The sequence below is a fragment of the Streptomyces lunaelactis genome, from assembly GCF_003054555.1.
Classification (GTDB): Bacteria; Actinomycetota; Actinomycetes; order Streptomycetales; family Streptomycetaceae; genus Streptomyces; species Streptomyces lunaelactis.
In genome coordinates this window covers 6702032-6727164 of the sequence record NZ_CP026304.1, presented here as the reverse complement: position 1 = coordinate 6727164, position 25133 = coordinate 6702032, and the positions used below count along the sequence as shown (strand labels likewise).

General features: G+C 70.8%; 19 protein-coding genes. 8 read left to right on the top strand and 11 right to left on the bottom strand.

The annotated features are described in order from the left end of the window. Positions 1-15: 15 nt before the first annotated feature. From SLUN_RS30820 to SLUN_RS30785, 8 genes are all read right to left on the bottom strand, one after another. A complete protein-coding gene (locus SLUN_RS30820; protein WP_108153227.1) occupies positions 16-1875 on the bottom strand; it encodes a WxL protein peptidoglycan domain-containing protein in 1860 nt (619 codons plus the stop codon). A 141-nt stretch (positions 1876-2016) separates the two neighbouring features. Then, positions 2017-3591: an Ig-like domain-containing protein gene (locus tag SLUN_RS30815; RefSeq protein WP_217506107.1), complete on the bottom strand. Its 1575-nt coding sequence runs from the start codon at positions 3589-3591 to the stop codon at positions 2017-2019. A 93-nt stretch (positions 3592-3684) separates the two neighbouring features. Further along, complete coding sequence (locus tag SLUN_RS30810; protein WP_217506108.1) at positions 3685-4683, bottom strand: substrate-binding domain-containing protein; 999 nt, start codon at positions 4681-4683, stop codon at positions 3685-3687. Between the two features lie 98 nt (positions 4684-4781). Next, complete coding sequence (locus tag SLUN_RS30805) at positions 4782-7310, bottom strand: type 2 periplasmic-binding domain-containing protein (protein WP_108153224.1); 2529 nt, start codon at positions 7308-7310, stop codon at positions 4782-4784. Further along, on the bottom strand, positions 7307-8986 hold the full coding sequence (pstS, locus tag SLUN_RS30800; RefSeq protein ID WP_257153821.1) for a phosphate ABC transporter substrate-binding protein PstS: 1680 nt from the start codon (positions 8984-8986) through the stop codon (positions 7307-7309). The genes SLUN_RS30805 and pstS overlap by 4 nt, the downstream gene beginning before the upstream one ends. A gap of 133 nt (positions 8987-9119) precedes the next feature. Further along, a complete protein-coding gene (gene pstA / locus SLUN_RS30795) occupies positions 9120-10484 on the bottom strand; it encodes a phosphate ABC transporter permease PstA (protein ID WP_217505558.1) in 1365 nt (454 codons plus the stop codon). Position 10485: 1 nt separating this feature from the next. Further along, positions 10486-11463 carry a phosphate ABC transporter permease subunit PstC gene (gene pstC / locus SLUN_RS30790; RefSeq protein WP_257153820.1) on the bottom strand — a complete coding sequence of 326 codons (978 nt, stop codon included), beginning with the start codon at positions 11461-11463 and terminating at the stop codon, positions 10486-10488. A 50-nt stretch (positions 11464-11513) separates the two neighbouring features. Further along, positions 11514-11978: a hypothetical protein gene (locus SLUN_RS30785; RefSeq protein ID WP_159100351.1), complete on the bottom strand. Its 465-nt coding sequence runs from the start codon at positions 11976-11978 to the stop codon at positions 11514-11516. Positions 11979-12612: 634 nt separating this feature from the next. Here SLUN_RS30785 and SLUN_RS30780 point away from each other — a divergent pair. Then, a complete protein-coding gene (locus SLUN_RS30780) occupies positions 12613-13371 on the top strand; it encodes a PIG-L deacetylase family protein (protein WP_108155029.1) in 759 nt (252 codons plus the stop codon). A gap of 326 nt (positions 13372-13697) precedes the next feature. Here the strand turns inward: SLUN_RS30780 and SLUN_RS30775 are convergent, their stop codons facing one another. After that, positions 13698-14840, bottom strand: coding sequence for an FAD-dependent oxidoreductase (locus SLUN_RS30775; RefSeq protein ID WP_108153221.1), 1143 nt, complete (start codon positions 14838-14840; stop codon positions 13698-13700). Positions 14841-15082: 242 nt separating this feature from the next. Between SLUN_RS30775 and SLUN_RS30770 the strand changes: the two genes are divergently transcribed. The 6 genes from SLUN_RS30770 to SLUN_RS30745 all read left to right on the top strand — a co-directional run bounded on the left by SLUN_RS30770 (position 15083) and on the right by SLUN_RS30745 (position 21814). Then, on the top strand, positions 15083-15685 hold the full coding sequence (locus SLUN_RS30770) for a TetR/AcrR family transcriptional regulator (protein WP_108153220.1): 603 nt from the start codon (positions 15083-15085) through the stop codon (positions 15683-15685). Between the two features lie 259 nt (positions 15686-15944). Next, positions 15945-16709 (top strand): DUF4142 domain-containing protein, encoded by a 765-nt coding sequence (locus tag SLUN_RS30765; protein WP_175313704.1) that lies wholly within the window; start codon positions 15945-15947, stop codon positions 16707-16709. Between the two features lie 161 nt (positions 16710-16870). Next, positions 16871-18187 carry an MbnB/TglH/ChrH family RiPP precursor modification enzyme gene (locus SLUN_RS30760; protein ID WP_108153218.1) on the top strand — a complete coding sequence of 439 codons (1317 nt, stop codon included), beginning with the start codon at positions 16871-16873 and terminating at the stop codon, positions 18185-18187. Positions 18188-18192: 5 nt separating this feature from the next. Further along, on the top strand, positions 18193-19179 hold the full coding sequence (locus SLUN_RS30755) for a TIGR04222 domain-containing membrane protein (RefSeq protein ID WP_108153217.1): 987 nt from the start codon (positions 18193-18195) through the stop codon (positions 19177-19179). Between the two features lie 136 nt (positions 19180-19315). Next, positions 19316-20092: a TIGR04222 domain-containing membrane protein gene (locus tag SLUN_RS30750; RefSeq protein ID WP_108153216.1), complete on the top strand. Its 777-nt coding sequence runs from the start codon at positions 19316-19318 to the stop codon at positions 20090-20092. A 99-nt stretch (positions 20093-20191) separates the two neighbouring features. Continuing rightward, positions 20192-21814 carry an alpha/beta hydrolase gene (locus SLUN_RS30745; RefSeq protein WP_108155028.1) on the top strand — a complete coding sequence of 541 codons (1623 nt, stop codon included), beginning with the start codon at positions 20192-20194 and terminating at the stop codon, positions 21812-21814. Between the two features lie 56 nt (positions 21815-21870). Here the strand turns inward: SLUN_RS30745 and hemQ are convergent, their stop codons facing one another. After that, positions 21871-22584, bottom strand: coding sequence for a hydrogen peroxide-dependent heme synthase (gene hemQ, locus SLUN_RS30740; protein ID WP_108153215.1), 714 nt, complete (start codon positions 22582-22584; stop codon positions 21871-21873). 4 nt (positions 22585-22588) lie between these two features. Further along, on the bottom strand, positions 22589-24046 hold the full coding sequence (gene hemG, locus SLUN_RS30735) for a protoporphyrinogen oxidase (protein WP_108153214.1): 1458 nt from the start codon (positions 24044-24046) through the stop codon (positions 22589-22591). A gap of 129 nt (positions 24047-24175) precedes the next feature. Between hemG and SLUN_RS30730 the strand changes: the two genes are divergently transcribed. Then, entirely contained in the window at positions 24176-25111 is a 936-nt protein-coding gene (locus SLUN_RS30730) for a DUF4349 domain-containing protein (protein WP_108153213.1), read from the top strand. Positions 25112-25133: the final 22 nt, after the last annotated feature.

Genomic DNA, 25133 nt, shown 5'->3' with positions numbered 1-25133 from the left:
GGATGGTGGTGGTGTTCAGTCGCCCGGCTCGGGTTCGGCGGCACGCGCCCTGCGTCCCCGCGCCCAGTGAGCCGCACCCATGAGGAGGGCCGGCAGGGCGGCGGCGAAACCGGCCACCGACCAGGCGACGAGTGAGGTGTTGGAGTCCTGAGCGGCGGCTTCCGTCGCGGCGGGCGCACCCGCGGGTGCGGCGGACCCGTTCGCGGGCGCTGAAGGTGCCACCGCCCCGGCGCCCGCCGCGCTGCCTGTTTCAGCGCCCGTACCGCCCCCCGACACGGTCGGCGGTACGGGCTGCTCTGATTGCCCCGGCGCCTTCGCGTCCGGAGCCTTGACCGCGACTCGCGTACCGTCCCGGTACGCGTCTTTCGCGGTGAACCGCAGGGACCCCGTGAAGTCCCGCAGACTCGTCAGGTCGAATGCGCCCTTGAGGCAGCTGACCGTGAAGGAGTAGGTGCCGCGCAGTGTGGTGAAGCCGGCCGTGCTGGCGTAGTCCCGCATCGTGTACGTGAGCGGGATCGACAGGCCGCCGCCGGGCACCTTCGGATAGGTGGCGAGCGGGGCGTTGCCGACGACGATCTGGCCTCCGCGGGGGAATCCCGCTCCGGTGACGCGGGCGATGACATTGGCGGTCTTCGCGGGGCAGGGCGCGGCGGAACTGAGCGTGATGGGCTGGGCGTCGCTGCCCCGCGCCGGGCTGACCGCGAGCCCTCCGGACTCCACCGCCTCCGCGGACTCCGCCGCCCGGGCGTCGGCCGGTGCGCCCGCGACGACCGCTCCGGCGGTGAGCAGGATCGCCGCGAGGCCGACGGCCTGCTTCGACCTGGCCGCGGCGGGGCGCAGCTCCGGTGCGCTCGTGCCGGCGCCGCGCCGCCGACGCCTGCGTACGAGCAGGAACGTCAGGGCTCCGGCGGCGACCAGCAGCAGGGCCAGCATCGCCCACGGCACGGCCCAGAAGTTCTCGACCCGGGTGACCCGTGGCAGCACGCGATGCTTGATGTCGCCGCGTACGGGCCTCGGGTCGACGGTGACCGTGGTGGTGTCGCGCATGGCCGGGAGGACGCCCGTGGCCGAAGCCGTGATCGTCACGGCGGCGCCGGGCAGCAGCTCGGGGATGTCACGAGGGGCAGCCACCTTCGCAGCGCCGCCGAACAGATCGCGCACGCGCACCGCTTGACGGGCCGCCAGCCGGACGTTTCCGGTGTTGCGCACGGTGTACGTGACGGTCGCGGAGCCGGTGCCGAAGGGGTTGGCCGTGCCGTGGTAGGTCGTGTGCAGGCCCTCGACGGTGAGCCGGGGTCCCAGCTTCCCGGCGACCCGCAGATATATCCGCGCCCCCACGCGCTGGTCGACCGCGACCTTGCTGCCCTTCTTGTCGGTGCGTACCGCCGACAGCGACGCGACGATGCCGCCGGTGTGGTCCCCGGGGGTCACGTTCCGCGGGACGGTCAGGGTGAAGGGCACGATGACGTGGGACCGGGCGGGCACGCTCAGCACGTTCTTGCCGAGCTTCACCCAGGTGCCCACGTCGGTGGACTTGTGGTTCGCCGCGAACAGGTCGAAGCCCCCGTCGGCGGTGGTGAAGGCGTCACCGGCGTACACGCGCAGGGTGAGCGGCTTCTTGCCGTAGTTGTGGACGGCGATGTGGTCGGTGACGGCGGCGCCCGGGGTTGCCCCGTACGAGAAGTGGGGCCGCGCGTCGGGCTTCTTCGCGGCCGACGGCTGGACACCGAAGGTCGTACGCCCCGCTCCGCCGTCTCCCGGCCGTGTGGCCGGAACCGGGGCTGCGGCCGACGCGGCTCCGGCTGCGGCCGGGAGGACGGCGAGGAGGCATGCGGCCAGGACGGCGGCGATGCGGCGGGCTGAGGTCGTGATCATGTCGGGTCGTCCGATCGGGCGCGGGACGGGCGGAGCGGGGTGGGTTGCGTGGGGGTGGGAGGCCGGGACGGGCATCGCTGCCCGTCCCGGCCCGGGACGGCTACCTGGGAGTGGTGCCGCCCCCGTGACCGTCCGACAAGGTCAGATGGCCGTGAGGGTGAGCGTGGCCGTGTAGGTGCCGGCCACGGTCGAGGTCGGCGCGTTGAGGGCCAGGTCCGCCCCGACGTGGGCGGTGCCCAGGCCGGTTCCGTTGGCGAGGGAACGGGAGGACTTGAGTCCGGCCGTGCCCGCGTCCGCGGGGGCGACACCGCCCGCGGCCGCGACGGCAGCACCGGGAGTGACGGTCTGGGACGCGCCCTTGTCGATCAGCTTCGGCGTCCAGCCGAGGTTCTGACCGTTGATCAGGTGCGTGCCGCCGTCGGTGAAGTCGGTCAGCTGGCCGCTGACGGACCAGCCCGGGTTACCGGCGCGGGTGTCGGTGAGCGTGACCGGGTTGATCGCGCCCGTGGTGGACAGCAGGTCACCGTTGGCGTTGAGCACCGGGGAAGGCAGGGTGACATGCGGGTTGTCGACGCTGATGACCAGCGCACCGGCCTCGACGGTGGTGGTGATGTCCTGCGAGGCGGTGACACCGGCGAAGGCGCCGATCACGTACGGAACGGCACCGGAGTTGGAGCCGAGGTACGCGGCCGGGTTCGTCGGGACGAAGACCGCCGAGAAGGAGTGGTCACCCGCGCCCAGGCTGCTCGTGGTGTAGGCGGCCTGACCGGCGGCGACCGGCACCGTGGCCAGCGTGGTGGTGGTGCCGCCCACGGTGTCCTGGAACTTCACGGAACCGGCCGCCGAGGCGGGCGCCACCGTGGCCGACATGCTGACCGGGCTGAACTGGGCCGCGGTACCGGCCGGCGAGACGGCCAGCGCGGTCGTGGTCGCGGTCGCCGGAGCGGTGTTGACCGTGTACGCGACCGCGGCGGACGCGGACGCGTTGTAGGCGGTGCTGCTCGGCGTGAAGGCGGCCGTCAGCGAGTGGCTGCCCGCGCCCAGGCTGCTCGTGGTGAGCGCGGCCTGGCCGCCGGAGACGTTCACCGGGTTGCCCAGCGCAGCGCCGTTGTCGCTGAACTGCACCGTGCCCGCGGCGCCGGCCGGGCCGACGGTCGCGGTCAGCGTCACGGGAGCACCCGCGGTGACCGGGCTTGCCGGGGACACCGCGAGGGAGGTGGTGGTGTCGGTCTTCACGGCCGGGTCGGTGTTCTGGTACGCCGTGTTGGAGGTGAACCAGACCCCGCCCGGGAAGTCACCGAGGCTGGTGCCGTTGAAGGCTGTCCGGCAGGTGACCTGGAAGCTGTACTTGCCGGTCAGGTTGGTGAAACCCGCCGTGTTGGCGTAGTCACGCATCGTCTGGGAGAGCGGGATGATGAGCCCGCCGTCCGCCGTCGATCCGTAGGTGCTGATCGGCGAGTTGCCGACCACGTTCTGGCCGCCGGCCGGGAAGCCCGAACCGGTCACCGAGACAATGACGTTGGTGGCGTTGGCCGGGCAGGGGCCGGACGTCGTCAGCGTCATGCTGGAGACGTCGGAGCCGGTCGCCGGGGTGATCACTGCGATGCCGATGTCGGCGGCGTGCGCCGACGGAGCCAGGATCAGGCCGCCTGCAAGCACGGCGACCAGGCTCGCGAGACCGCCCGCCAGGGTTCGCGAGAGGGTGTTCTTCCACACAGTCGTGCTCTCCTTCTTGGAAGGATTCGAAAGTGACGAAAGCGATGAATCAGGCATGGGGGGTTGAGCAACTACGAAGGTGCTGCGGCTGCGTCAGGGGGTCTGCTTGCTGGTGTCGCCGCAGTTCGCGTTGGTCGCGAAGCCGTAGGTGTTGATCACCGTCGGCTGCTGGCAGACCAGGGCGTTCGAGCCGACGAAGACGGTGCTCCAGGGCGCCGTCCCGATCTTGCTGGTCGGGATGACGTTGTAGACGTCGCGCTTCACACCGAAGTTGCTGTTGAGGGTGTTCGGCGCGAGGTTGTCGATGGTGCCGAGGATCGCGCGGCCGCGGAGGTCGGCGATGGTCTGCGTGGCCTGCGAGTTGTACTGCGCGATGGAGAACGGGACGATCGACTTGTCGTCGAGGACACGGCCGTCGTGCTCCTGGACGGGGGCGCCGGCCTTGGTGTCCTTGATGCAGGGGTAGACGCCGGCGACCACGTCGGCGTCGGTGATCCCCATCGTGGACTCCCAGAAGCTACGGGTACCCGAGCCCGCCTGCGGCAGGTACACCGTGAGGCTGAAGTTGGGAGCGGTGCCCACGTAGTTGGGGTCGCAGTGGTAGATGGCCTTGAGGTCGGCCAGGGAGAGCTTGCGCGGCACCGTGCTGGTGGGCGTGATCGAGTAGCTCACCGCGTCCACGGCGAACGGGACATAGGTCAGTCCGGGGTTCGCGGCGCCCAGGTTCAGGCTGGAGGAGCGCGAGAAGTCCAGACAGCCGTTGGCCGCCTGCAGGGAGTTCAGCAGGGCGGTGCGTCCGGCGCCCGACCCGTTCGGGCGGTTGACGGTGCAGCCCGGGGTGGTGGCGGGGTCCTTGGTGGTTACCTGGGCCGAGCCGGTGGCGTCGTACGAGCCGATGACCTTCTGGCCGCCGATGGTGATCGCGTTGGCCAGGCCGTTCATCACGTCCTGCGTGGTGTCGGAGCCGACACCGGAGAGCTGGCGGTAGGGCGGCGGCCCGGAGGGGTCGGCGACGGCCTGGCTGGCGCAGACGGTGCCGGTGAGGAGACCGGTGATACCGACGGCGGCGACGGCTATCTTTCTCTTGTTCACGTGCGTTACCTCTCGGATAGGCTTTCGCCGGGTGGTGCCCGGCGCGGCGTTGAAGACAGTTCGTTGGCGCGGACCTGTCGATGTTTCGGGTTCGGGCATCACCTCCCTTCGCTGCTTGGCTTCTTGGCCCCTGCGCGCCAGGCCGCGAGGCCTGCCGTGAGCTGCGGCAGCACCCTCGGGAGGACGGGGCCGCCGACCGCGGCGGCGAGCCCGACGATGAGGGCGATCAGGAGGGCGTAGCGCACTGCGCCGACCGCCCAGGCCGGGGTGCGGATGATCGGCTCGTCGGAGGCGGCGGCTGCCGCCGCGGACGGCGAACCAGACGGCTTCGTGGTCGCGTTCGGGGTCGCCTTGGTCCCGGCCGGACTCGGCTGCCCGGCGGCCGGGACGCCACCGCCGCTCGCGTCACCCCCACCACCGCCTGCGGTGCCGCCGCCGGACGAGCCCGCGCCGGCGCCGGCGGTGTCACCTCCGGGGCCGGAAGTCGGCGGCGAGGCGCCGGCCCGGGACGCGATGGCGTCGGCAGCGGCACGCGCCGCCGCGCGCACACTCTGGGGCAGCGGGGCGTACCCCTCGGGGAGGGTGCCGGCCGAGACACCCGGCCGCTGCCCGTTGCCCACCGCGTACTTCAGGAAGGCCGCGTAGTCCTGGCCCTCCTTCTTGGTCAGCTGTTCGGGCACGGTCGCGGCGTGGGTGAGCAGGGTGAGCGGGTAGGCGTTCGGAGCCTTCGTGGCCGGGTTGGGGCTCACGACCCCGACGACGCCGCTGGGCTTCATCGCCGCCTGGCCCGCGAGCAGACCGGCGGTGTCGGGGCCCACGAAACGGCCCGCGGCGTTCTGGAGCTTCGCGGTCACAAGTCCGTAGCGGGCGGCCGTCGCCGTGTCGGTCAGGGCGAGGACGGCGCGCTGGCCGGCGGTCTGCGGCGGGGTCTTCTTGTAGCCGGGCGGCGTACTGGTGTTGTCCCAGCTCGCGCGGGCCAGCGTGTCGCCGCGGGCGGCGGCGCGGGCGGCGGCGTGCATGTCGGAGGCGTACGGGTGCTTGTCCTGGATACACAGCGGCAGCTGGCCCGGGTTGCTCGGGAACTCCTGGCAGAACGGGTCGCTCTTCGGGAACTCCTTCCTCGGCAGCGCGACGTTCCGGTAGCGCGGGTTGACCTTCATCCCGGAGAAGTCCCGACTGCCGTACCGCCCCTGGTTGTCGGCGGTGCCGCTCAGGAACTCCCGTGCGGCCGGGTCCTTGTCCACCCAGCTCCACAGCTCCCACGCCGCGTCGGAGAGCGCCTGGGGTACGAGCACGTCGCCGAGGCTGCCGCGGAATTCGAGGTCCTTGTAGTCCGGGTTGTACTTGATGAACTCCGGGTCGCGGGCCAGGTTGAACGGATTCTCGGCGGTGCTCGGCGCGAGGCGCGAATTGCCGTCCTGGTACGACTCGGTGAGCAGCTTGGCGACCAGTCTCGGGGTGAGATTGAGTCCTGTCAGCCGTGTTCCGTTGCGCGCCTTGACGGCGCCCGGTGCGTTGAAACCGGCCTGGCTCTCGACGAAGAAGCCGATGGTCAGCCCGGACAGCGCCATGGGAGCGTAGACGGGACGCCGGCCGGACGGCACCTGGTCGGCGGTGGCCGGGCGGCCGAGGAAGACCAGTCCGGGCTTGCCGGAGACCAGCTTGGCCCGGGCGGTGTCGTCGGTCACCTGGGCGAAGCCGTAGATCGTCCTGCTCGCCGACTGGCACAGGGCGGGCTGCCAGCGGGCGATGGCCTCGGCGGCGATCTCGTGGCCGAGGGTGCTGCGCTCGTCGGCGCCGATCGGGCAGAAACTGCCCATCGGCTCGAAGCCGAGCGGCACGACGAGCCGGTGCTTCCAGTTGCTCGCGGTGAGCGGCGAGGACTGCAGGAGACCGCTGGGCTGGGAGCGGTACGAGCTGCCGTCCACCTCGCTCTCGCCGCGCGGCACGATGACCAGCCAGCAGGGCCGGCCGGCCGTCGCGTTCGAGGCCCCGGCCGATACCTCGCCGCAGCCCAGACCGGGCGCCTCCAGGGCCGTCTGGGCCTCGAAGTACACCTCGCCCTCGCCGTCGGGGCCGCTGCGGGCGTAAGCGGTCTCGTTCGTGGTGTTCACGTCGTAGAACTCGTTCCAGTTCCCCTTCGTGATCACATCGCCGGTCGCCGACTTGAACGGGACGTACGAGATGCCGGTACTGGTCGGCGGCGGGAGCTGCTGGTCCGGGTCCTTCAGTCCGCCGTAGGTCAGCTGCCGGGTGTTGGTGTACGCGCCGGCGGTGCCGGCCGTGTCCAGCGCGGACGAGCCGCCGAACTGGCACTTGTCGGGGCTGTCCCCCCAGCACTGCATGATCTGGAGGTAGTTGGCCGCGTACGTGGTGTCCGAGACCGTGGGTGCGCCGCCCTTCCAGGAGATCTTCACCACCTGGTTGACCAGGTTCCGGTTCTGGCTGACGGTCACCTTCAGGTTCGTGTACGGACCCCGCCCGGAGACGGTCACCGCGGACCTCTGGTCGGCGGCGTCGGCCGGCCGGGAGGCCATGGTCACGGCGACGGCACAGGTCACCGCGGTGAGCAGGACGAGCGCGACGACGGAGGTCGTCCGCAGGAAGCGGCGGAGCGCGGCGATCACGAGGTGCCCCGCTTCAGGCGGCGGTTCAGCAGCGGAGGTCCGACCGTCACCACGATCAGCAGCACACCGGCCACCACCATCAGCGCGGTCCGCAGACCGCCCCCGATGCTCTGGGAGGTCGTGACGGGCATGGCGAACGCGTCACCGCTGCCGCCGCCCACAGCCCCGCCGTTGTCCCCCACCACCTGCCCGGTGTCCGGGTCGATCGTGGCCCCGGGACCCGCGGACGCACCGCCGGTGGCGGCGCCGGCCGACGCCCCTCCCGTACCCTTTCCGCCCGCGCCCGTGGTCGTACCGCCGGAGCCGGTGCTGCCGCCGCCGCCCGTTGCGCCCTGGGCCGATCCGGACGAACCGCCGGAGCCGGAGCCGTTGCCGTTTCCGTTGACGACGGTCGGAGCCTTGGCGCCGCCCGTGCCGGTCGAGCACTGCGTCGTGCCCTTCTTGTCACAGGCCTGCGGATAAGGGGCGGTCTTGGCCAGGGTGTTGCTGCCGTCGCTGGAGAAGGTCGGGTTGTGGCAGTCCTTGATGTTGATCTTCTCTACGTCGACCCCGGGAATCCTGCGTACCTGCTTGAGACCGGCCTGTACGAGGTTGATCGGCAGTGGCGAGTAGCCGAGATCGTCCACGTGCTGCTGCCCCTGGCAGAGGAAGTAGTACGCGAAGGCGCCGAGCGTCTTGCCCTTCTGGGCGTTGAATTTCGACTCCAGTGCGGTCGGGATGACCATGTAGCTGTAGCTGGAGAGCGGATAGGCGCGCGGGTCACGGTCGTTGTAGACGTCGTCGAGGATCTGCGTCAGATAGCTCGGCGACGAGGTGTTCTCGTTGATCCGCGCCTTGGTGAGGGCGACGGCCACGTTCCTGGCGGTCGGCTCGGAGTAGTAGCCGGACGAGTTGAGCACCTTCGCCACCGGGAAGCCGGTCGTGTACACCGCGTACGAGTACTCGACGTAGGTGATCGTGCCGACGTTGCCCCCCTGGGCGACATAGCCGGACACACCGTTCGAGCCCGACTGCCCGACGAAGCCGCTGCCCGGCACGAGCGGGTAGTTCGACGTCGCACCGCAGGGAGTCTCGCGGCCGGCCCGGCGACAGAAGGCGTCCCACAGCGAGCCGTGCTGCTTGCTCATCCAGGTGGTGAACTGCGCGGTGGTGCCGGAGCCGTCGGAGCGCACCACCGGGACGACCCGGCGGGCGGGCAGCGCCGACGCGAGCGCCGGGTTGTCGGCCTTGATCGCCGGGTCGTTCCAGGTCTTGATCTGCCCGGTGAAGATCTTGGCGATGACCTCTCCGGAGAGCCGGAGGTTGGTCACCCGCTTGTTGCCGATCTTGAGGTTGTACATGAACGAGGTACCGCCGGCCACGATCGGCATGTAGGCGTACTTGCGGGACGGCGGCGGGTCGACGACACCCGAGTCCTTGATGCCGTACGGGATCTCGGAGACGCCGTAGTCCACAGTCCCGTTGCGGAACTGGTTGCGGCCGTCGGAGGAACCGGTGCCGTTGTAGTTCACCGTCATGCCGTACTGCTTGACATTCGCCCCCCACTGGTCGAGGGCGTTCTGGCTCCAGGTTGATCCAGCACCCGAGATCGGGACGTAGGACGCGGCATGGGCGGGCTCGGCGCCCGGCATCGCGGCGCCGAACAGGAGGGCTGCCAAGAGGGCGAAGGCGGTCACGACTCTCAGGCGGAAGTGTGCGGACTTTGCCGGAGGCGATCCGGGCATGGCTGGTGACTCCTGGTCGGTGTCGTCGGTACAGGGCGGTGCGGAATCCGCTGGTGCGGGTGGGAGCCGTGCGGCTCGTCAGGTCTCAGTCGGAGTGGCTGCCGGGGGCACCGGACGCGGCGTCCGGCTCGGTGCCCGGCTCGGGGCGTGACCCGGGGTCCGGCGCGACATCCGGCCCGGCGGCCGGCCCGGTGCCCGGCGCCGGGTACGGCCCCGGGTCCCAGGCCGCGCCCGGTGCGGCGTACGGGGATTCCGCTTGCGGCCGGAGCGCTGCGCGCTTGCTCATGCGCTGGGCGTCGCGGCGCGATGCCTGCACACGCCGGTGCTGCTGGTTGCGGGTCAGCTCGCCGGGACCGCGTCCGCCGACCACCCGGGCCACGATGAAGAGCAGCAGCACGAGAGCCATCAGCAGAGCGGCTGAGCCGAACCCGCGGGCGATCATGTTGGGTTGGGGGGAACTCACCAACTGGAAGGTCGCCAGCGGCAGTGAGACCTGCGGGCCGGTCAGCGGGTTGAGGTTCAGATCCGGCGTGAAGCCGGAGGTGAGCAGTACCGGCGAGGTTTCGCCGATCCCGCGGGCTGTGCCGAGGATCACCGCGGTGGTGAGTCCGGAGCGTGCGGTGGGCAGCACCACGGTCCACACCGTGCGCCACTGGCTCGCGCCCAGCGCGTACGACGCCTCGCGCAGTGAGCCCGGCACCAGCCGGATGACCACGTCGGCTGCGCGGATGATGATGGGCAGCATCATCACGCTGAGCGCCAGGGCTGCCGCGAAGCCGGACTTGTCGAAGCCGAGCATCAGGATCACCGTGGCGTAGATGAACAGACCGGCGACGATCGACGGCAGCGCCGTCATCGCCTCGACGATGGTCCGTACGAACCGGGCGTACCGGCCGGGCACTTCGTTGAGGAACACCGCACAGGCCAGCCCGAGCGGGACGGTGATCGCCAGCGAGATGGCGATCTGCTCCAGCGTGCCGACGATCGCGTGCAGGACGCCACCCTCGGTGAGCGGCTGCAGCGGGCCGGTGCGCGACATGGCCTCGGTGAAGAAGTTGAGGTGCACCAGAGAGGACTTGCCGCGCCACAGGGTGTACACCACCACCATGACCAGGGCCGCGAGCAGCAGCGTGGCGAGGCTCTGCCACAGCACCGCGGCGACCTTGTCGCGTACCGCCACGCTCTTCTCGTCGAAGGAGACCAGCACGGCGTAGATGCCGAGGAAGAACACATAGGTGACGACCACGAAGCCCAGGATCGAGTCGAACGGAGCGATCCAGGTGAAGAGGAGGGCCGTCAGGGCGAGGGACCCCACGGCGGCGCCCGCGAGGGCGAGCAGGTCCGAGCCATGCACCGACGAGGTGTTCCGGTGGACTTCCGGGGACTCGTCCCGGACTTCGGTTGCCGGCCGCACGGTCTGCGCCGGCCGTTCCTTGAGGAGGTCGGTCATCTCAGGCCTCCGTCCCGCTGCCCGAGCGGCTGCGGGCCGCGATCGAGGACGCGATGAAGTTCACGACAAGGGTCATCAGGAACAGCGCGAGTCCCGCGGCCATCAGGGCCGACATGCCGAAGTCGCTCGCGGATCCGTAGCGCAGCGCGATGAGCGCCGACACGGAGTTGGCCCCGTTCTGCAGAATGTGCGGCTGCACGGCGAAGACCGGGGAGATGATCATGTAGACGGCGATCGTCTCGCCCAGGGCCCGGCCCAGACCGAGCATGGTGCCGCCGATCACGCCGCCCCAGCCGAACGGCAGCACGACCGCGCGGATCATTCCCCACCGGGTGGCCCCGAGCGCGAACGCGCCCTCGCGCTCTCCCGGAGGTGCCTGGGAGAACGTCTCCCGCATCACCGAGCACGCGATCGGCGTGACCATGAGCGCCACGACGATGCCGGCGATGAAGGTGGAGGACGTGTAGACGGTCGCCGTCTCCAGCGGGTCGTGCGGGTCGCTCCCGTCGACCTCGAAGAGCGGGATCCAGGAGAAGTACGTCGCTATCCAGCGGGAGAGCCCCACGACATGCCCCTGCAGGAAGAAGGCACCCCACAGCCCGTACACGACACTCGGTACCGCGGCCATGAGGTCCACGAGAGTGACGAATGTCCGCTTCAGACGCCGCGGCGCGTACTCCGAGATGTACAGCGCCGTGCCAACTGCCAGCGGCACCGCGATGCTGATCGCCACCAGGCCGATGAGCACGGTGCCGGTGAGCACCGCGGCGATCCCGAAGCGGTGAGCATCCGGCTCCCAGGCGGACGTGGTGAGGAAGGACCCCTTGGCCACACCGAGCGCCTGAGACGCACGGTAGGTGAGGAAGACACCGACCAGCAGCATGATCACCAGGACGACGGCCCCGCTGCCGCGCGCCGCCCCCCGGAAGAGGCGGTCCCCCAGCTCACCCTTGCCCCGCACGGCACGTGGCGCGTCCACGGGCTGGGGTCCTGCCTCCGACGGGCGTCCCGGCCCGGGTATGGCAACCGTCATCGGGAACCCACCGGGGCCCGGCCGACCTTGCGCAGCAGGGCGTGTCCTTCGTCTTCCCGGTCTGCTCGCGTAGACCGCCCGCCCTCAGGACCGCGCGCGGGCAGACTGCGCGACCTCGGCCGGTTCATCATCCCCACCGCCAGCTGCGCCACCGGGACCGCGGCGAGGAACTGGCTGAGGTTGTACTGGCACTCCCGGTGGCGCAGATAGCGCCGCCCGGCAACAGCGACAGCCCGCCCCTCGATCTCCAGACGCCATGTCCAGTTGCCCGCCGCATCCGGCATGGTCAGAAGCACACGGGCCCCAGCCACCTTCTCCCGGAGCCGGGTCACTGCGGCCTGGCACTCCGCGAGGCCGGCGAACGCTTCGGCGCTGCGGCCGAGTTCGCGGTTGTTCGCCCCGACCAACCGCCACCCGACCGGCTTCTCCTCTCCGTCCGGTCTCTGCTGCGATACGCGCACTACGTACAAAAACCGCGGCCGAACCATCGAAACCACCCCCTGTCACCTTCCGTCCGAGCGCTTCACGCCACAGGCCGAAAGCCCTCCCCCAGCGCACCTGACAGTCGCGGGTTGTGTGGGGCCTGTGAACACAGAAGGGTGAAGGCCGAACGGAGAGGAAATGAATGGGCGGCTCCGGCGAACGCAAGGTAATCGTGATCAAGCCTCTGGTGACCGCACGTTGCCGCGAACCGTGGCTTCGCACCCAAGTTGTGATCGAAGCGGCACCGAGGGGGCGCGCCCCTTCGACCACCAAGTGATCCCGGAAGTCAACCCCGAAGCGCGAGAGCCGCCTTCGCGCGGCTTCGGGTTCGCATCGGGCACAGCAGCCACAGCGCGATGAAACACAGCAGCGCGCCGGTGCCGCCGACGACCGCAAGGACGCTGGCGCGGGCGGCCGCTCGCCGGTGACACAGGTGGCTGTGCACGCGAGTTGCGACGTTGTTTCGACAAGAAATCGGGAGTCGTGCGTTTGTGCGGATACTCGCTGTTCGCGACTTTGGGAGTCACGGGTGCTCCAGCAAGCCGGGGACCAGCAGCACGCCTCCCTGGGCGACGTACGATCAGCTCCTTCGTGCTGGAAGGCGGTCTGGCCATGCCCGTGCCGAGCCTGCTCGCGGTCTTCGCCCACCCGGACGACGAGTCGTTGTCGGCAGGCGGAGTGCTCGCCCGTCACGCAGCTGCGGGCGCGCGTACCGCAGTGGTAACGACGACCTGGGCTGCGGACACCTCACGGGCTGCGGAGTTGGCCGAGGCGCTGCGAATCCTCAGCGCCGGCGAGCCGCGAATGCTCGGTTACGCCGATGCGCGTGTACCGCAGTCGGCCCCGGGCCGCATGCGGTTCTGCGATGCGCCGCTCGACGAGACAGTGCGGCGGTTGGTGGCACACATCCGTGAATTCCGCCCGGACATCATGATCACCCATGACGCCTACGGCGGGCTGACCGGCCACCCGGATCACGTGCACACCCATCGGGTGACCATGCTCGCTGCCCAAGCGGCCGGGCTTGGGCCGCTCTACCCGGACGCCGGTGCCCCGTGGCAGCCGCGTGCCCTCTACCTGGCCACACACCCGCACTCGGCCGTACCCGGACTAAGAGGCGTGATCGGTGCGCGCAAGGCGGTGTACAGCGTTCCGGACGAACAGGTCACCGCAACTGTCGACGTCGGCCCTTGGATAGAGCAGAAGATCGCCGCGGTACTGGCCCATCGCTCCGAGGTGAAGCGGGGAGCTCTACCTGGGGTGATCGCCAGCCTTCCACCGAACGCACGGGAGCGGCTGTTCGCAACCGAGTGGTACATCCGGCACGCCCCCATTACTGCGGCATCGGCCCAGACGGAACTGACCGCCTGACCACGCGGTCCAGTCCGCGAGGCCGCCGGAGTTTCGCCTCGGGGGCCAGGTCTTGTGCGGTGTGATGTTGGTCGGCTGCGGTGCCGGCGGGATTCGAACCCGCGGACTGGGAGGGGCAAGGCCCGCCCGGCTCCCGTCAGTCGACGTGAGAGGGGGCTTCCCTCACGCCGATCGCAATGGGCCGCTCTGCCACGGCTCCGCAACCTACGAGATTGCGCAATCCCGCTCCGGTGAGGGTAAGGACAGCACCCTGTGAGGGCGAGCCCTTTATAGACGGGTGGGGCCCAGAGGGTGGGGGCGTCCGTGGCCTGCTGCAGTTGTGGGCTTCAGCGCTGGGGAGCGTCGTCCCTGAAGTCGGGCACCTCGTTGGCCAGCAGGTGGTCAGCGCCGCCTTCGAGGGCTTGGGCCATCTCGATCGAGCGCGGGAGCATGGTCTTTTCGTAGGCGTGGATGGCGTCGTCGACGGTGGCGGCGTTCGCGAGAGCGAGAGCGAGGTCGCTGGCGTCGAGCATGGCGAGGTTGACGCCGACGCCCAGAGGCGGCATGAGGTGGGCGGCGTCGCCGAGCAGGGTCACCGTCGGGTTGTGCTCCCAGGTGTGCGGGACGGGAAGGGCGAAAATCGGGCGGTCGACGTAAGGGCCGTCGTTGTCGGTGATCATCTGACGCATGCGGGGCGACCAGTGGGCGTAGCGCTCCAGGAGCAGGGCACGGATTCCGTCGGTATCGCCTGGCGTCAGGCCGCTCGCGCTGTTCCAGGCGGCCGGGACGCGCTGAATGATGTAGACGCGAATGTGGTTGCTGCTGTTGCGCTGGGCAAACATGCCGCGCTCGCCGTCGGCGGCGTGGGCGCCGCCCTGGCCGACCAGCTCGGCGATGTCGGGGTGACTGTTCTCGACGTCGGAGAAGCACGCCTCCAGGAAGCTCACCCCGGAGTATTCGGGGACGGCGGGGGACACGGCCGCGCGCACTCGGGAGAAGGCGCCGTCGGCGCCGATGACCAGATCGGTCTCGACGGTGGTGCCGTCGGCGAAGTGCAGCTGCCACGCCCCCTGGGCAGGCTCGCTGATGCGTTCGAGGGCACGGCCCCAGCGCACGGTGCCGGGCTGCAGTGAGTTGAGTAGGAGGTCGCGCAACTGACCGCGGTCGATTTCCGGCTTGAACAGCTCGTCGGGCCCCGGGACCTTGTGGGACGTGATCGCGCCCGTCGGGTCCATCTGGCGCATTTCCTGCCCTTCGGGGCGGGCCAGCTTGAAGAACTCGTCGAGCAGGCCGGCTTCGCTCAGGGCGATCTGGCCGTTGTCGGCGTGCAGGTCCAGGGTGCCGCCTTGGTTGCGCGCGTCAGGGCTGGCGTCGCGGTCGTAGACGGTGACCGCTATGCCGTGCTGCTGGAGGATACGGGCGCAGGTCAGCCCGCCGGGGCCGGCTCCGATGATGCTGATCCGGGCGCGTGCAGGGTTCGGAGAGGTCATGGGTGTTCCTTTCACCAGCGAAGAGAGGGATGTGCGTGAGCCAGGGGAGGTTTTGGGTCGACCTCTGGCGCCTCGAAGGCGACGTGCCGAGGTAGCTGCGCGCAGACGAAAAGCGACAGCTCAGGACACGCCGTCAGGGGCTTGAGGGGCCTCTGTGCTTCCCGCCGCCCGAAAGTAGAATATAGAAAAAAGTGGAACACGACAACTTAACTACAGATGCCACTATCAGGTATGCTCACGCCATGACCGAGCCCCCTGTCAGCCGCCGCGAACGCAAGAAGGCAGCCACCCGGCAAGCGATCGCCGACGCCGCACTCCAGCTCTTCCTGGAGCGCGGCTACGACCACGTGGGCATCCGAGACATCGCCGAAACGGCAGACGTGTCGACCACCACGGTGTTCAAGCACTTCACCGGCAAAGAAGCCCTCGTCTTCGACCAGGAAGAGAGCACGGACGCACACCTGATCGCCGCAGTGCGGCAGCGAGCCGCCGGCCAAAGCGTCCTCGACGCCCTGCGCCAGCACGTGCTCGACACCTGGCTACCGATCGCAGCACACCCGCAGAGGCAGGAGTTCAACCACCTGGTCGACTCCACGCCGGCGCTGCGCGCGTACGCCGAACGCATGTGGGCCCGGCACACCGACACCCTCAGCGCAGCCATCGCCGATGAGTTCGGCGTGGACCACGGCAACCTCGCCTGTGCCGCTCTTGCTCGATTCGCCCTCGAGGTCCCAGTCCTTGCCCAAGGACAGAAAGACCGCCGAGCCGCCGTCGAGGAAGTCTTCGACATCCTCACCAACGGCTGGCAGCCCCCCAGCAGACCGACCGCACCCCCGAGCATGTAAGGCGGCGGGACAAGTAGCCCGTGGGCCCACAGCACTCAGGGTCAACACCAAGTGTGAGCAGCTGAGAGCGCAATGCAACATCCCGCCTCCCGAACGAGATCGCTCCGGGCTCCTGCACGGTGGTCGCGGATCGTCCGTCGCTGCGCGGCTGAACACCGGAGCCCTGCGTTACGTATCTTTCAGTACCGCCAAGTAGATTGAACGACTATTCAGTTGGCGGTTGGTTGCCGTGGAACGCATCGGCTCTGGAGGAACATTGTTGCGGCGCATCAACGGGACAGCACTGATCATCGCGGCACTTGTCGCCACGGTAGGCGCGCTCGCGTTTCCCGTGTGGTCGTACGCGGACCGTTCCGGAACCGGTCAGGACAATCTCAACGCCTCGACCGTGGCCACCCAGTGGGGGCCGCTTTCGGCGACGGACCGCGACTTCCTGATCAAGGTGCGGCTCGCCGGACTCTGGGAGCTGCCCGCAGGACAGCAGGCGATCGAACGCGCGCCGAGCAAGGCGATCAAGGATGCGGGCGACCACCTCATCGTCGGCCACGCCGACCTCGACAAGCGGGCGCGCGATGTGGCGGCGAAGCTCGGCGTGGAGCTGCCGAACCAGCCGACGGAGCTGCAGCAGGGCTGGCTGCAGGAGCTGTCGGCGGCGAGCGGGCAGGAGTACGAGCGGAAGTTCGCGAACCTGCTGCGCAACGCGCACGGGAAGGTCTTCGCGCTGGTCGCCCAGGTCCGGCACACCACCCGGAACGTACTGATCCGGCAGCTCGCTTCCGACGCCAATCAGACGGTCCTGGACCACATCACCATGCTGGAGGCCACCGGATTCGTCGACTTCGACGCCATCGCCAACGAGGCGGCCGGCGGGGCGACGGCCAGCCCGACGGGCCCGCCGCCGCCGAGCGGCAACCTGCCGCCCGCGCCGTCACCCGCGGCGCCGACCGGGGACGACCAGTCCTTCACCTCACGGCCCTCCACCCAGCCGGGGGCACCGACAGCGATCAACACGAACCGCCCGTGATCCGTCGGAGCCGCCAGTGATCCGTCGGTGACTCCGGTTGGCCGGAATCCGACGGAACCTCAAATCAACCTCTGAACGTCCCCTCCTCTGGATTCACCGTCGTCCGGCGGGGCCATAGGTCCTGCACGCACCGTCACACGTCGGCGCAGAGGGGGGGACCCATGGAACTCGGTATCGGTATCGGCTGGCGTCCGGAGATCGCGGACGCGGTGGACGAACTGCCAGGTGTCGACTGGGTCGAGGTCGTCGCGGAGAACATCTGCCCGGGCCATCTGCCCGCCGCACTCACCCGCCTGCGCTCGCGCGGTACGCGGATCATCCCGCACGGCGTCTCACTGGGCCTGGGCGGCGCGGACCGCCCTTGCGAGCAGCGGCTCGCGGACCTGGCGGAGCGGGCCACAGAGCTGGGTGCGCCGCTGGTGAGCGAGCACATCGCGTTCGTGCGGGCCGGGGGCGTGCTCACGGCGTCTCCGCTGCTGGAGGCGGGTCACCTGCTGCCCGTGCCGCGCACGTGGGAGGCGCTGAAGGTGCTCTGCGAGAACGTCCGCATCGCACAGGACTCGCTGCCGGTGCCGCTGGCACTGGAGAACATCGCGGCGCTGATCTCCTGGCCGGACGAGGAGCTCACGGAGGGCCAGTTCCTGGCGGAGCTGGTCGAGCGCACGGGCGTACGCCTGCTGATCGACGTGGCCAACCTCCACACGAACCATGTCAATCGGGGCGAGGACCCGTCGGCGGCGCTCGACGAGCTCCCGGTCGAGGCGATCGCGTACGTCCATGTGGCGGGCGGCATCGAACGCGACGGCGTCTGGCACGACACCCACGCCCACCCAGTGACCCAGCCGGTCCTGGACATCCTGACGGAGCTCCGCTCCCGGGTGTCGCCCCCGGGGGTGCTGCTGGAACGGGACGACGACTTCCCCCCGCAGGCGGAACTGGCGGCGGAGTTGACGACGATCCGCCGGACACTGGCGGCGGCGGGCGCGGGCACGCGCGCCGTGGCGGCCGGCGGCGCCGGCAGTCGCACGGCCACCAGTAGGGAAGGGGCCGCTGTGGGGCACTCCTCCCCCGCCGGACGCGAGCGCGTCGCGCTGGCCCAGGCCGCCCTCCTCTCCGCGCTCGTCGCCGGCACTCCCGCCCCCGAAGGCTTCGACTCCCGGCGGCTGCGCGTCCAGAGCCGCGCCCTCGCCGCCAAGCGGGCCGACGTCGTCGCCAAGGTCGCGCCCGAGCTGCCCGAGATCCTCGGCCGCGGCTACCGGGCCGCGTTCCTCGCGTACGCCAAGTCCCGCCCCATGCGCGACGGTTACCGTCGCGACGCCCTCGACTTCGCCGAGCAGCTGCTCGTCGCCGGGCGCCCCGACGACGACAGCGCCCGCCGTCTGCTGACCCGCTGGTGGGAAGAGCGCGCCGCCGCGCAGCCGCCGCGCCGGGCCACCCGTCTCGTACGCGCGGCCCGCGCCGCGCTCGTCAGGAAGTGAGCGCCATGACGCTCCTCGCCATCCTCGTCTACCTCGCTGTCGGCACCTCTTCGATCGCGCTGATCGTCCGGGTGTCCGCATCCCACCGCCACCACCCCGGCGGGGGTCGTATCCACGACGTCTACGAGGCCGCCTTCCTCAGCGGCGGCCCCGCCCGCGTCGTGGACGCCGCGCTCGCCGCCATGCACGCCGACGGCCGGCTCGCCATCGGCGGCCCGGGCATCGTCGCGCTACGGCATCCCCTCGCCCATGACCTCGTCGAGCGGACGGTGCTCGATGCGCTGGCCGCCGCGCCGACCGGGGCTCTGCACCAGCTGCGGCTCACCGCGATGCGCGGCCCCGCCGTACAGGAGATCGGCGACGGGCTCGCCGCACGCGGGCTGATAGTGCCGCCCGCACAGAACCGGGGCCTCGCCGTGTGGGGCGGCGCCCAGGGCCTGCTGTGCGTGCTGGCCCTTCCCCTCTCCTTCGCGCTGACCATCATCAGCTTCGTCGCCGCCGGACCGGCGGAGTCCGGCACGCCGTTCATCGCGATCGTCCTGCCGGCCCTGATCGCGGGCTTGGTGATCGGTTTCATGATGGCGGGCCGCGCCCGTCGCCGGATCAGTACGCCCGGGCGGAACGCACTCCGCTCCTACCAGGCCGAGTTCGCCGTCGCGCACACACCGGCCCGTCTGGTCGCGATCCACGGCCTGCGCGGCATCCCGGATCCCGCGCTCCGGGCGCAGCTGACCGCCGCGGCCCGGGTCCCGGCGCGCGGCGGCGGCCGCTCGGTCCCGTACAGGTCGGACAGTTCATCCTCGGACTTCGCGGCCGTGTGGTGCGCCGGGGCCGGCCCCGGATCCGGCTGCGGAGGCTCCTCCGGCGGCGGGTCCGGTTGTGGCGGCTCCTCCGGCGGCGGGTCGAGCTGCGGAGGCTCTTCCGGAGGAGGCTCCAGCTGCAGCAGTTCATCCGGCGGCTCCAGCTGCGGAGGCGGCAGCAGCAGTTCCTGACGCGACCGCGAGCCCCACCGGGCCGCCCCCGCCCGCGGCCTCCCGCCCACGCTCCAGCATCACGAACCGATAACGCCCGGTCCATATCAGGAGCAACCCGTGGCGGAGTTGAGGACAACTCGCGTAGAACTCGGCCATGTTCTGGGTTCTCTTTCTGCTGGCGGCATGGACCGCGGCGGGCATCAGCTGCGCGCGGCTCTGTCACGCCGCCGTCCAAGCCGCCCGCCCCGCCCCCGAAGGACAGGGCGGCAAGCGGGAGTTGAGCCTGTACGAGGCCGCCTTCCTGGCCGGCGGCCCGCACCGGGTCATGGAGCTCACACTCGTCTCGATGCACCGCCGCCGCAGGCTGCTGCTCGCGCACACCGGCTGGGCCACCGTCGTCGACCCGGAGGGCGAGGACGACCTGGAGCGCTCGGTCATCGGCGCGATAGGGCCGGCGGGTCAGGCCCGGATAGCCGCGGTACGGACGGCCGCGTCCGCCGCCGACGCGGTACGGGCCCTCGCAGACCGGCTCGTCAGCGCCGGTCTCGCTGTCCCCGACACCGCCAGATCGCATGTCGCGTCCGCCGTGCGCGGCGTCCAGGGCGCCGCCGCGGCCACCGTCGCGCTGGCGGCCACCGCCCTGCTGATGCTCCCTCAGGAGCAGGGCGCGACCGCCCCGGTACTCGCCTGGTTCGCGCTGCCTCTGGTGCTCACCCTGGGCTGCCTCGCCATCGCACGGATCGAGGTGCATCCGTACAGTCGCTGGGCCTCTCCCGACGGTCAGCGCCTGCTCGGCTCACTCTCGCCGGAGAGCGACGGCGACGAGCGCGCGTTCCTCACCGCGGTCGCCGTCCGGGGTGTCGGCGCCGTCGACGATCCGGACCTGCGGGCGGCGCTCACCGGCGGCCGTACGGCGCATCGGAGTCATTGACCCCGACACCGCACATCGGTGCTTTACATCATTATTCATCCCGCCAAGGATCCCTTTCGTCCCGTGGCCGCGGGCCGCCGTCCGCACGAAGGGAACGCGATGAGAGCAGTTGCGAAGTACGGGGCCGTGGCAAGCCTCAGTTCCTTGGTCCTGTCCGCACTCGTTCTCGCCCCCGCGGGCGGTGCCACCGCCACCACCGCGCAGTCCCACGCCACCATCGCCGAGTCACACGGCACGGCCGTCGCCGCCGGGCGCGCCGCCGCGGCGGGCATCTCCTTCGGCCGCTGCCCCACGTCCGAGATGCTGCCCGACTCGATCCAGTGCGGCACGGTGAAGGTCCCGCTCGACTACGCGAGGCCCGCCGGCAAACAGATCGAACTGACCGTCAGCCGGGGCAGGGCCACCGGCAAGCCCGCCGAGCACCAGGGCGCGTTCGTCTACAACCCCGGCGGCCCCGGCGCCTCCAGCATGTACTTCCCGATGGTCTCGAGGCTCCCCGAATGGGAGCGGATCGCCCGCGCGTACGACATCGTCGGCTACTCCCCGCGCGGGGTCGGCCGCTCGGCCCCGCTCTCCTGCCAGAACCCGGCCGACTTCACCAGGGCGCCCACCCTCGCCCCCGTGCATCCCTCGCCCTCGTACAAGCAGGAGCGGATCGCGCGGGCGAAGGCGTACGCACAGGGCTGCGCGCGCAACGCCGGTCCCGCGCTGCGCCATTACACCTCGCTCAACAACGCCCGCGACCTCGATGTGCTGCGGGCGGCGCTCAAACAGAAGCGGCTGACCTTCATGGGTGCCTCGTACGGCACGTACTTCGGCGCGCTGTACGCGACCCTGTTCCCGTCCCACGTACGCCGCATGGTCTTCGACTCGGCGGTCAACCCGGACGCGCGGGGTATCTGGTACCGCAGCAACCTCGCCCAGTCCTACGCCTTCGAGAGCCGCTGGGCGGATTTCCGCGCCTGGGCCGCCAAGCACGACAGGACGTACGACCTGGGCGCCACGCCCGAGGAGGTGTCGCGCAGTTACGAGAAGGCGCGCGCCGCTCTCGCCCACAAGCCGGCGGGCGGCAAGGTCGGTCCGGGCCAGCTGCACGCGGCGTTCCTGGCCACCGGCTACTCCGACGACTTCTGGGTACCGCGTGCCACCGCGCTGTCCGAGTATCTGAAGGGCAATGAGAAGCCGCTGATCGACCAGGCGGCGCCGGACCCGGCGGGGGCGCGGAACGCGGAGAACGGCAACGCCGTCTACACCGCCGTCCTGTGCAATGACGCCCCCTGGCCGACGGAGTGGGAGGTGTGGGACCGCGACAACAGCGAGCTCGCGCTCCTGGCGCCGTTCGAGACCTGGGACAACGCCTTCATGAACCTGCCGTGCGCCTACTGGCCCGCGCCCAGGCAGCAGCCGCTGGAGGTGCGTACGAAGCGCGGTGCGCTGCCCCCGACACTGATCCTGGCCGCCGAGCGGGACGCGGCCACGCCGTACGAGGGGGCGCGCGAGCTGGCGCGGCGGCTGAAGGGTGCCGTGCTGATCACGGAGCGGGACGCCGGTACGCACGGCATCGGCGGCGGCGCCAACGAGTGCGTCAACTCATACCTGGAGGACTATCTGCTGCGCGGCGGGACGCCGGTGCGGCGCGCTGAGTGCGCGCCGCACCCGGAGCCGGACCCGGTGTCGCTGGACCGTCGGGCGGCGAGCCCCAGGCTGCCGCGCGCTGTCTGATCTTCCGGGTCGGGATGGCCGGGTCCGTCTCGGGGCGGGCCCGGCCACCATGCTTTTCAGGCGAGCCCGGCCACCAGCTCGGCCACGGACTTGCGGCGGCCGGTGTAGAACGGCACCTCTTCGCGGACGTGCATCCGCGCCTCGGAGGCACGCAGATGACGCATCAGGTCGACGATGCGGTGCAGCTCGTCCGCCTCGAAGGCCAGCAGCCACTCGTAGTCGCCGAGCGAGAACGAGGCGACCGTGTTGGCACGCACATCGGGGAAGCCGCGGGCCATCTTGCCGTGGTCGGCGAGCATCCGGCGGCGGTCCTCGTCCGGCAGCAGGTACCAGTCGTAGGAGCGCACGAAGGGGTAGACGCTGATGTAGTCGCGCGGCGCCTCGTCGGCCAGGAAGGCCGGGATGTGCGACTTGTTGAACTCGGCGGGGCGGTGCAGGGCCATGTTCGACCAGACCGGCTCCAGCGCGCGGCCGAGCTTGGTGCGCCGGAAGAGGCTGTACGCCTCCTGGAGCTCGTCCGCCGTCTCCGCGTGCCACCAGATCATGACGTCGGCGTCGGCACGCAGCCCGGACAGGTCGTATGTGCCCCGGACGGTGATGTCCTTCGCGGCGAGCTGGTCGAACAGCGCCTGCACCTCGTCGGCGTAACCGGCGCGGTCCTCGGGCAGCAGGTCGCGCAGCTTGAAGACGGACCACAGGGTGTAGCGGACGACCTCGTTGAGGTCCTTCGCCTTCTTCCCCGCGTTGGGAATCTTTTCCGGTGCAGTCATGAGGCTATTCTCCCGCGTCGTCCCCGGTGCCCCGCACCAGGGTGGACGTGGCGATGATCTCGTCGGCCGCGCGCTGCGCGCTCGCGATGCAGGCGGGGATGCCGACACCGTCGTACGCCGCTCCGCAGACCCGCAGTCCGGGCAGCTTGGCGACCTCGTCGCGGATCCTGGCGACGCGCGTCAGATGCCCGACGGGGTACTGCGGGATTCCGCCGATCCAGCGGGTCACCTCGGTGGCCACGGGTGCGGCCGCGAGTCCGGTCGCCTCGCCGAGCTCCCGCAGCGATACGCCGACGAGCTCGGCGTCCTCGCGGTGCAGATGCTCCTCCTCGCCGTAGCGCCCGATGGAGGTGCGCAGCACGAAGAGGCCGTCGGAACCCTTGTCGACCCAGCCCCACTTGCGGGTGGAGAAGGTGGACGCCTTGATGGTGCGGCCGTCCACCGGTGGCACCAGGAAGCCGCTGCCCTCCGGCATACCGGCGAGGTCGGCGCGGCGGAAGGCCATGGTGACCAGGGCCATGGAGGCGTACTCGACCCGGCCGAGCTCCGCCGCGGCGGCCGGTGACTCGGCGGCGAGCAGCGCGGAGGCGGACCAGGCCGGTGTCGCCAGCACCACGCCGTCGGCGGCGATCACGCGCTGGTCGGTGCGGATCTGCCAGCCCCCGGCGGTACGGGTCAGCCCGAGGACGGGCGTCTCGGTGAGGATCTCGCCGCCCTGGGCGCGTACGGCGTCGGCGACTGCGCGCGGCAGCTGCCCCACACCGCCTTCGATGCCCAGGAAGATTGAATTGTTTTTGGCGGGCCCCGCGGCGTGCTGCCGAGCGGCCTGCGCCTGGATCTCCCGTACGCCTTCGAGCAGCGACTCATGGGTCCTCGCCGCCTCGAAGAGCTGGGGGACCGCGGCGCGCATCGAGATGCGGTAGGCGTCACCCGCGTACACCCCGCCGAGCAGCGGCTCCACCAGCCGGTCGACGACCTCGCGGCCTAGCCGTTCGGCGACGTACGCACCGACCGCGACGTCGTCGCCGAGCTCGGTGGGCGGGAGGTCCCTCTCGTGCTCGATGCGGGCGATGCCTTCGGCGGAGAGCAGTCCGGCGAGCGCCGCCGGGTCGCCGGGCACACCCATCACATGGCCCTTGGGCATCGGGCGCAGCGCGTCGCGCGTCCAGACCCAGGCGCTCGTGGTGGCCGGCGGCTGGAGCCGGTCGGCCAGACCGACGGCACGGGCGAGTTCGACCGCCTCGGGCCTGCGGGCGAGCATCGACTCGGCGCCGAGGTCGACGGGGGCGCCCTCGATCTCGCCGGCCTGCAGCTTGCCGCCGAGATGGCCGGTGGCCTCGAGGAGGGTGACGCGCACACCGGAGGCGAGCAGCCGGTGCGCGGCCGCGAGACCTGCGATGCCGCCTCCGATGACGACGACGTGACCCGTAGGTGTGTCCACGTGGTGGAGAGAACGCTGCATACCGTCACTCTCTCAGACCCCTGCCGAGTCCTGACCGTGACCGCTTCGGAATGGGAAAAGGGCAACCCGCACCACGGTCCTGTCCGTCGAACCGGCGACACCTCACCATCTGTCCCAGGGGGGACCGCCATGCGTGCACGGCGTACATTCGCGGCACTGTTTCTCATCGCCTCACTCGGCATCGCCGGGTGCGGCGCGTCCGATACCTCGTCCGGCGCGGGCGCCGCGGACGACAAGGCGCAGAGCGACCCGAAGCGGGCGGCGGAGGGCGCGGGGGGCAGCGCGGCCGACGCGAAGGCGCCGGCGAAGGATCCTGTCTCGGTGCTGCCGACGCACATCATTCGCACCGCCGAGCTCAACGTCGAGGTCAAGGACGCACCGAAGGCTCTCGCCGACGCGCGTGCGGCGGTCCAGAGCGCAGGCGGTCATGTCGCGGGCGAGAGCACCGAGCGGATCGACGACACGCATGTGACCTCGCGGGTCGTGCTGCGCGTCCCGCAGGAGAAGTACGACTCCGTCCTCGCCGAGCTGGCGGGCTCCGGAAAGCTGCTCTCCCGCAAGGCCGAGGCCGAGGACGTCACCGGGCAGGTGGTCGACGTGGAGAGCCGCATCGCCACGCAGCGCGCGAGCGTGGCACGCGTACGGGCGCTGATGGACCGGGCCGCCAAGCTGAGCGATGTGGTCACGCTGGAGGGTCAACTGAGCAGCCGCCAGGCACAGTTGGAGTCGCTGCTGGCGCAGCAGGCCGCCCTCGAGGACCGTACGACGCTGGCGACGATCACCCTGATGCTCTCCGAGCGTGAGAACAAGGACCCGAAGAAGGAGGACGACGACCCGGGCTTCCTGGACGCCCTCGGCGGCGGCTGGGACGCGCTCGTGGCCACGGGACGGTGGATCGCGGTGGCGGTGGGCGCGGTGGCACCGTTCGCCGCGGTGTTCGTGCTGCTGTACGCGGTGTGGCGCTGGGTCGTACGGCCCCGGCTGGCCAAGCACCGGGTCCCGGGGCCGGCTGCCGCGACGGCGCCGCTGACGCCGTACCCGGCGCCCGGCCCCGACCAGGACTGAACGGCCGCTCACCCGTAGCGTG

Coding starts and splice junctions, on each gene's coding strand:
- SLUN_RS30820 (WP_108153227.1), bottom strand. CDS start 1,875: ATGATCACGACCTCAGCCCGCCGCATCGCCGCCGTCCTGGCCGCATGC.
- pstA (WP_217505558.1), bottom strand. CDS start 10,484: ATGACCGACCTCCTCAAGGAACGGCCGGCGCAGACCGTGCGGCCGGCA.
- SLUN_RS30780 (WP_108155029.1), top strand. CDS start 12,613: ATGCCCGTGCCGAGCCTGCTCGCGGTCTTCGCCCACCCGGACGACGAG.
- SLUN_RS30775 (WP_108153221.1), bottom strand. CDS start 14,840: ATGACCTCTCCGAACCCTGCACGCGCCCGGATCAGCATCATCGGAGCC.
- SLUN_RS30770 (WP_108153220.1), top strand. CDS start 15,083: ATGACCGAGCCCCCTGTCAGCCGCCGCGAACGCAAGAAGGCAGCCACC.
- SLUN_RS30760 (WP_108153218.1), top strand. CDS start 16,871: ATGGAACTCGGTATCGGTATCGGCTGGCGTCCGGAGATCGCGGACGCG.
- SLUN_RS30755 (WP_108153217.1), top strand. CDS start 18,193: ATGACGCTCCTCGCCATCCTCGTCTACCTCGCTGTCGGCACCTCTTCG.
- SLUN_RS30750 (WP_108153216.1), top strand. CDS start 19,316: ATGTTCTGGGTTCTCTTTCTGCTGGCGGCATGGACCGCGGCGGGCATC.
- SLUN_RS30745 (WP_108155028.1), top strand. CDS start 20,192: ATGAGAGCAGTTGCGAAGTACGGGGCCGTGGCAAGCCTCAGTTCCTTG.
- hemQ (WP_108153215.1), bottom strand. CDS start 22,584: ATGACTGCACCGGAAAAGATTCCCAACGCGGGGAAGAAGGCGAAGGAC.
- hemG (WP_108153214.1), bottom strand. CDS start 24,046: ATGCAGCGTTCTCTCCACCACGTGGACACACCTACGGGTCACGTCGTC.
- SLUN_RS30730 (WP_108153213.1), top strand. CDS start 24,176: ATGCGTGCACGGCGTACATTCGCGGCACTGTTTCTCATCGCCTCACTC.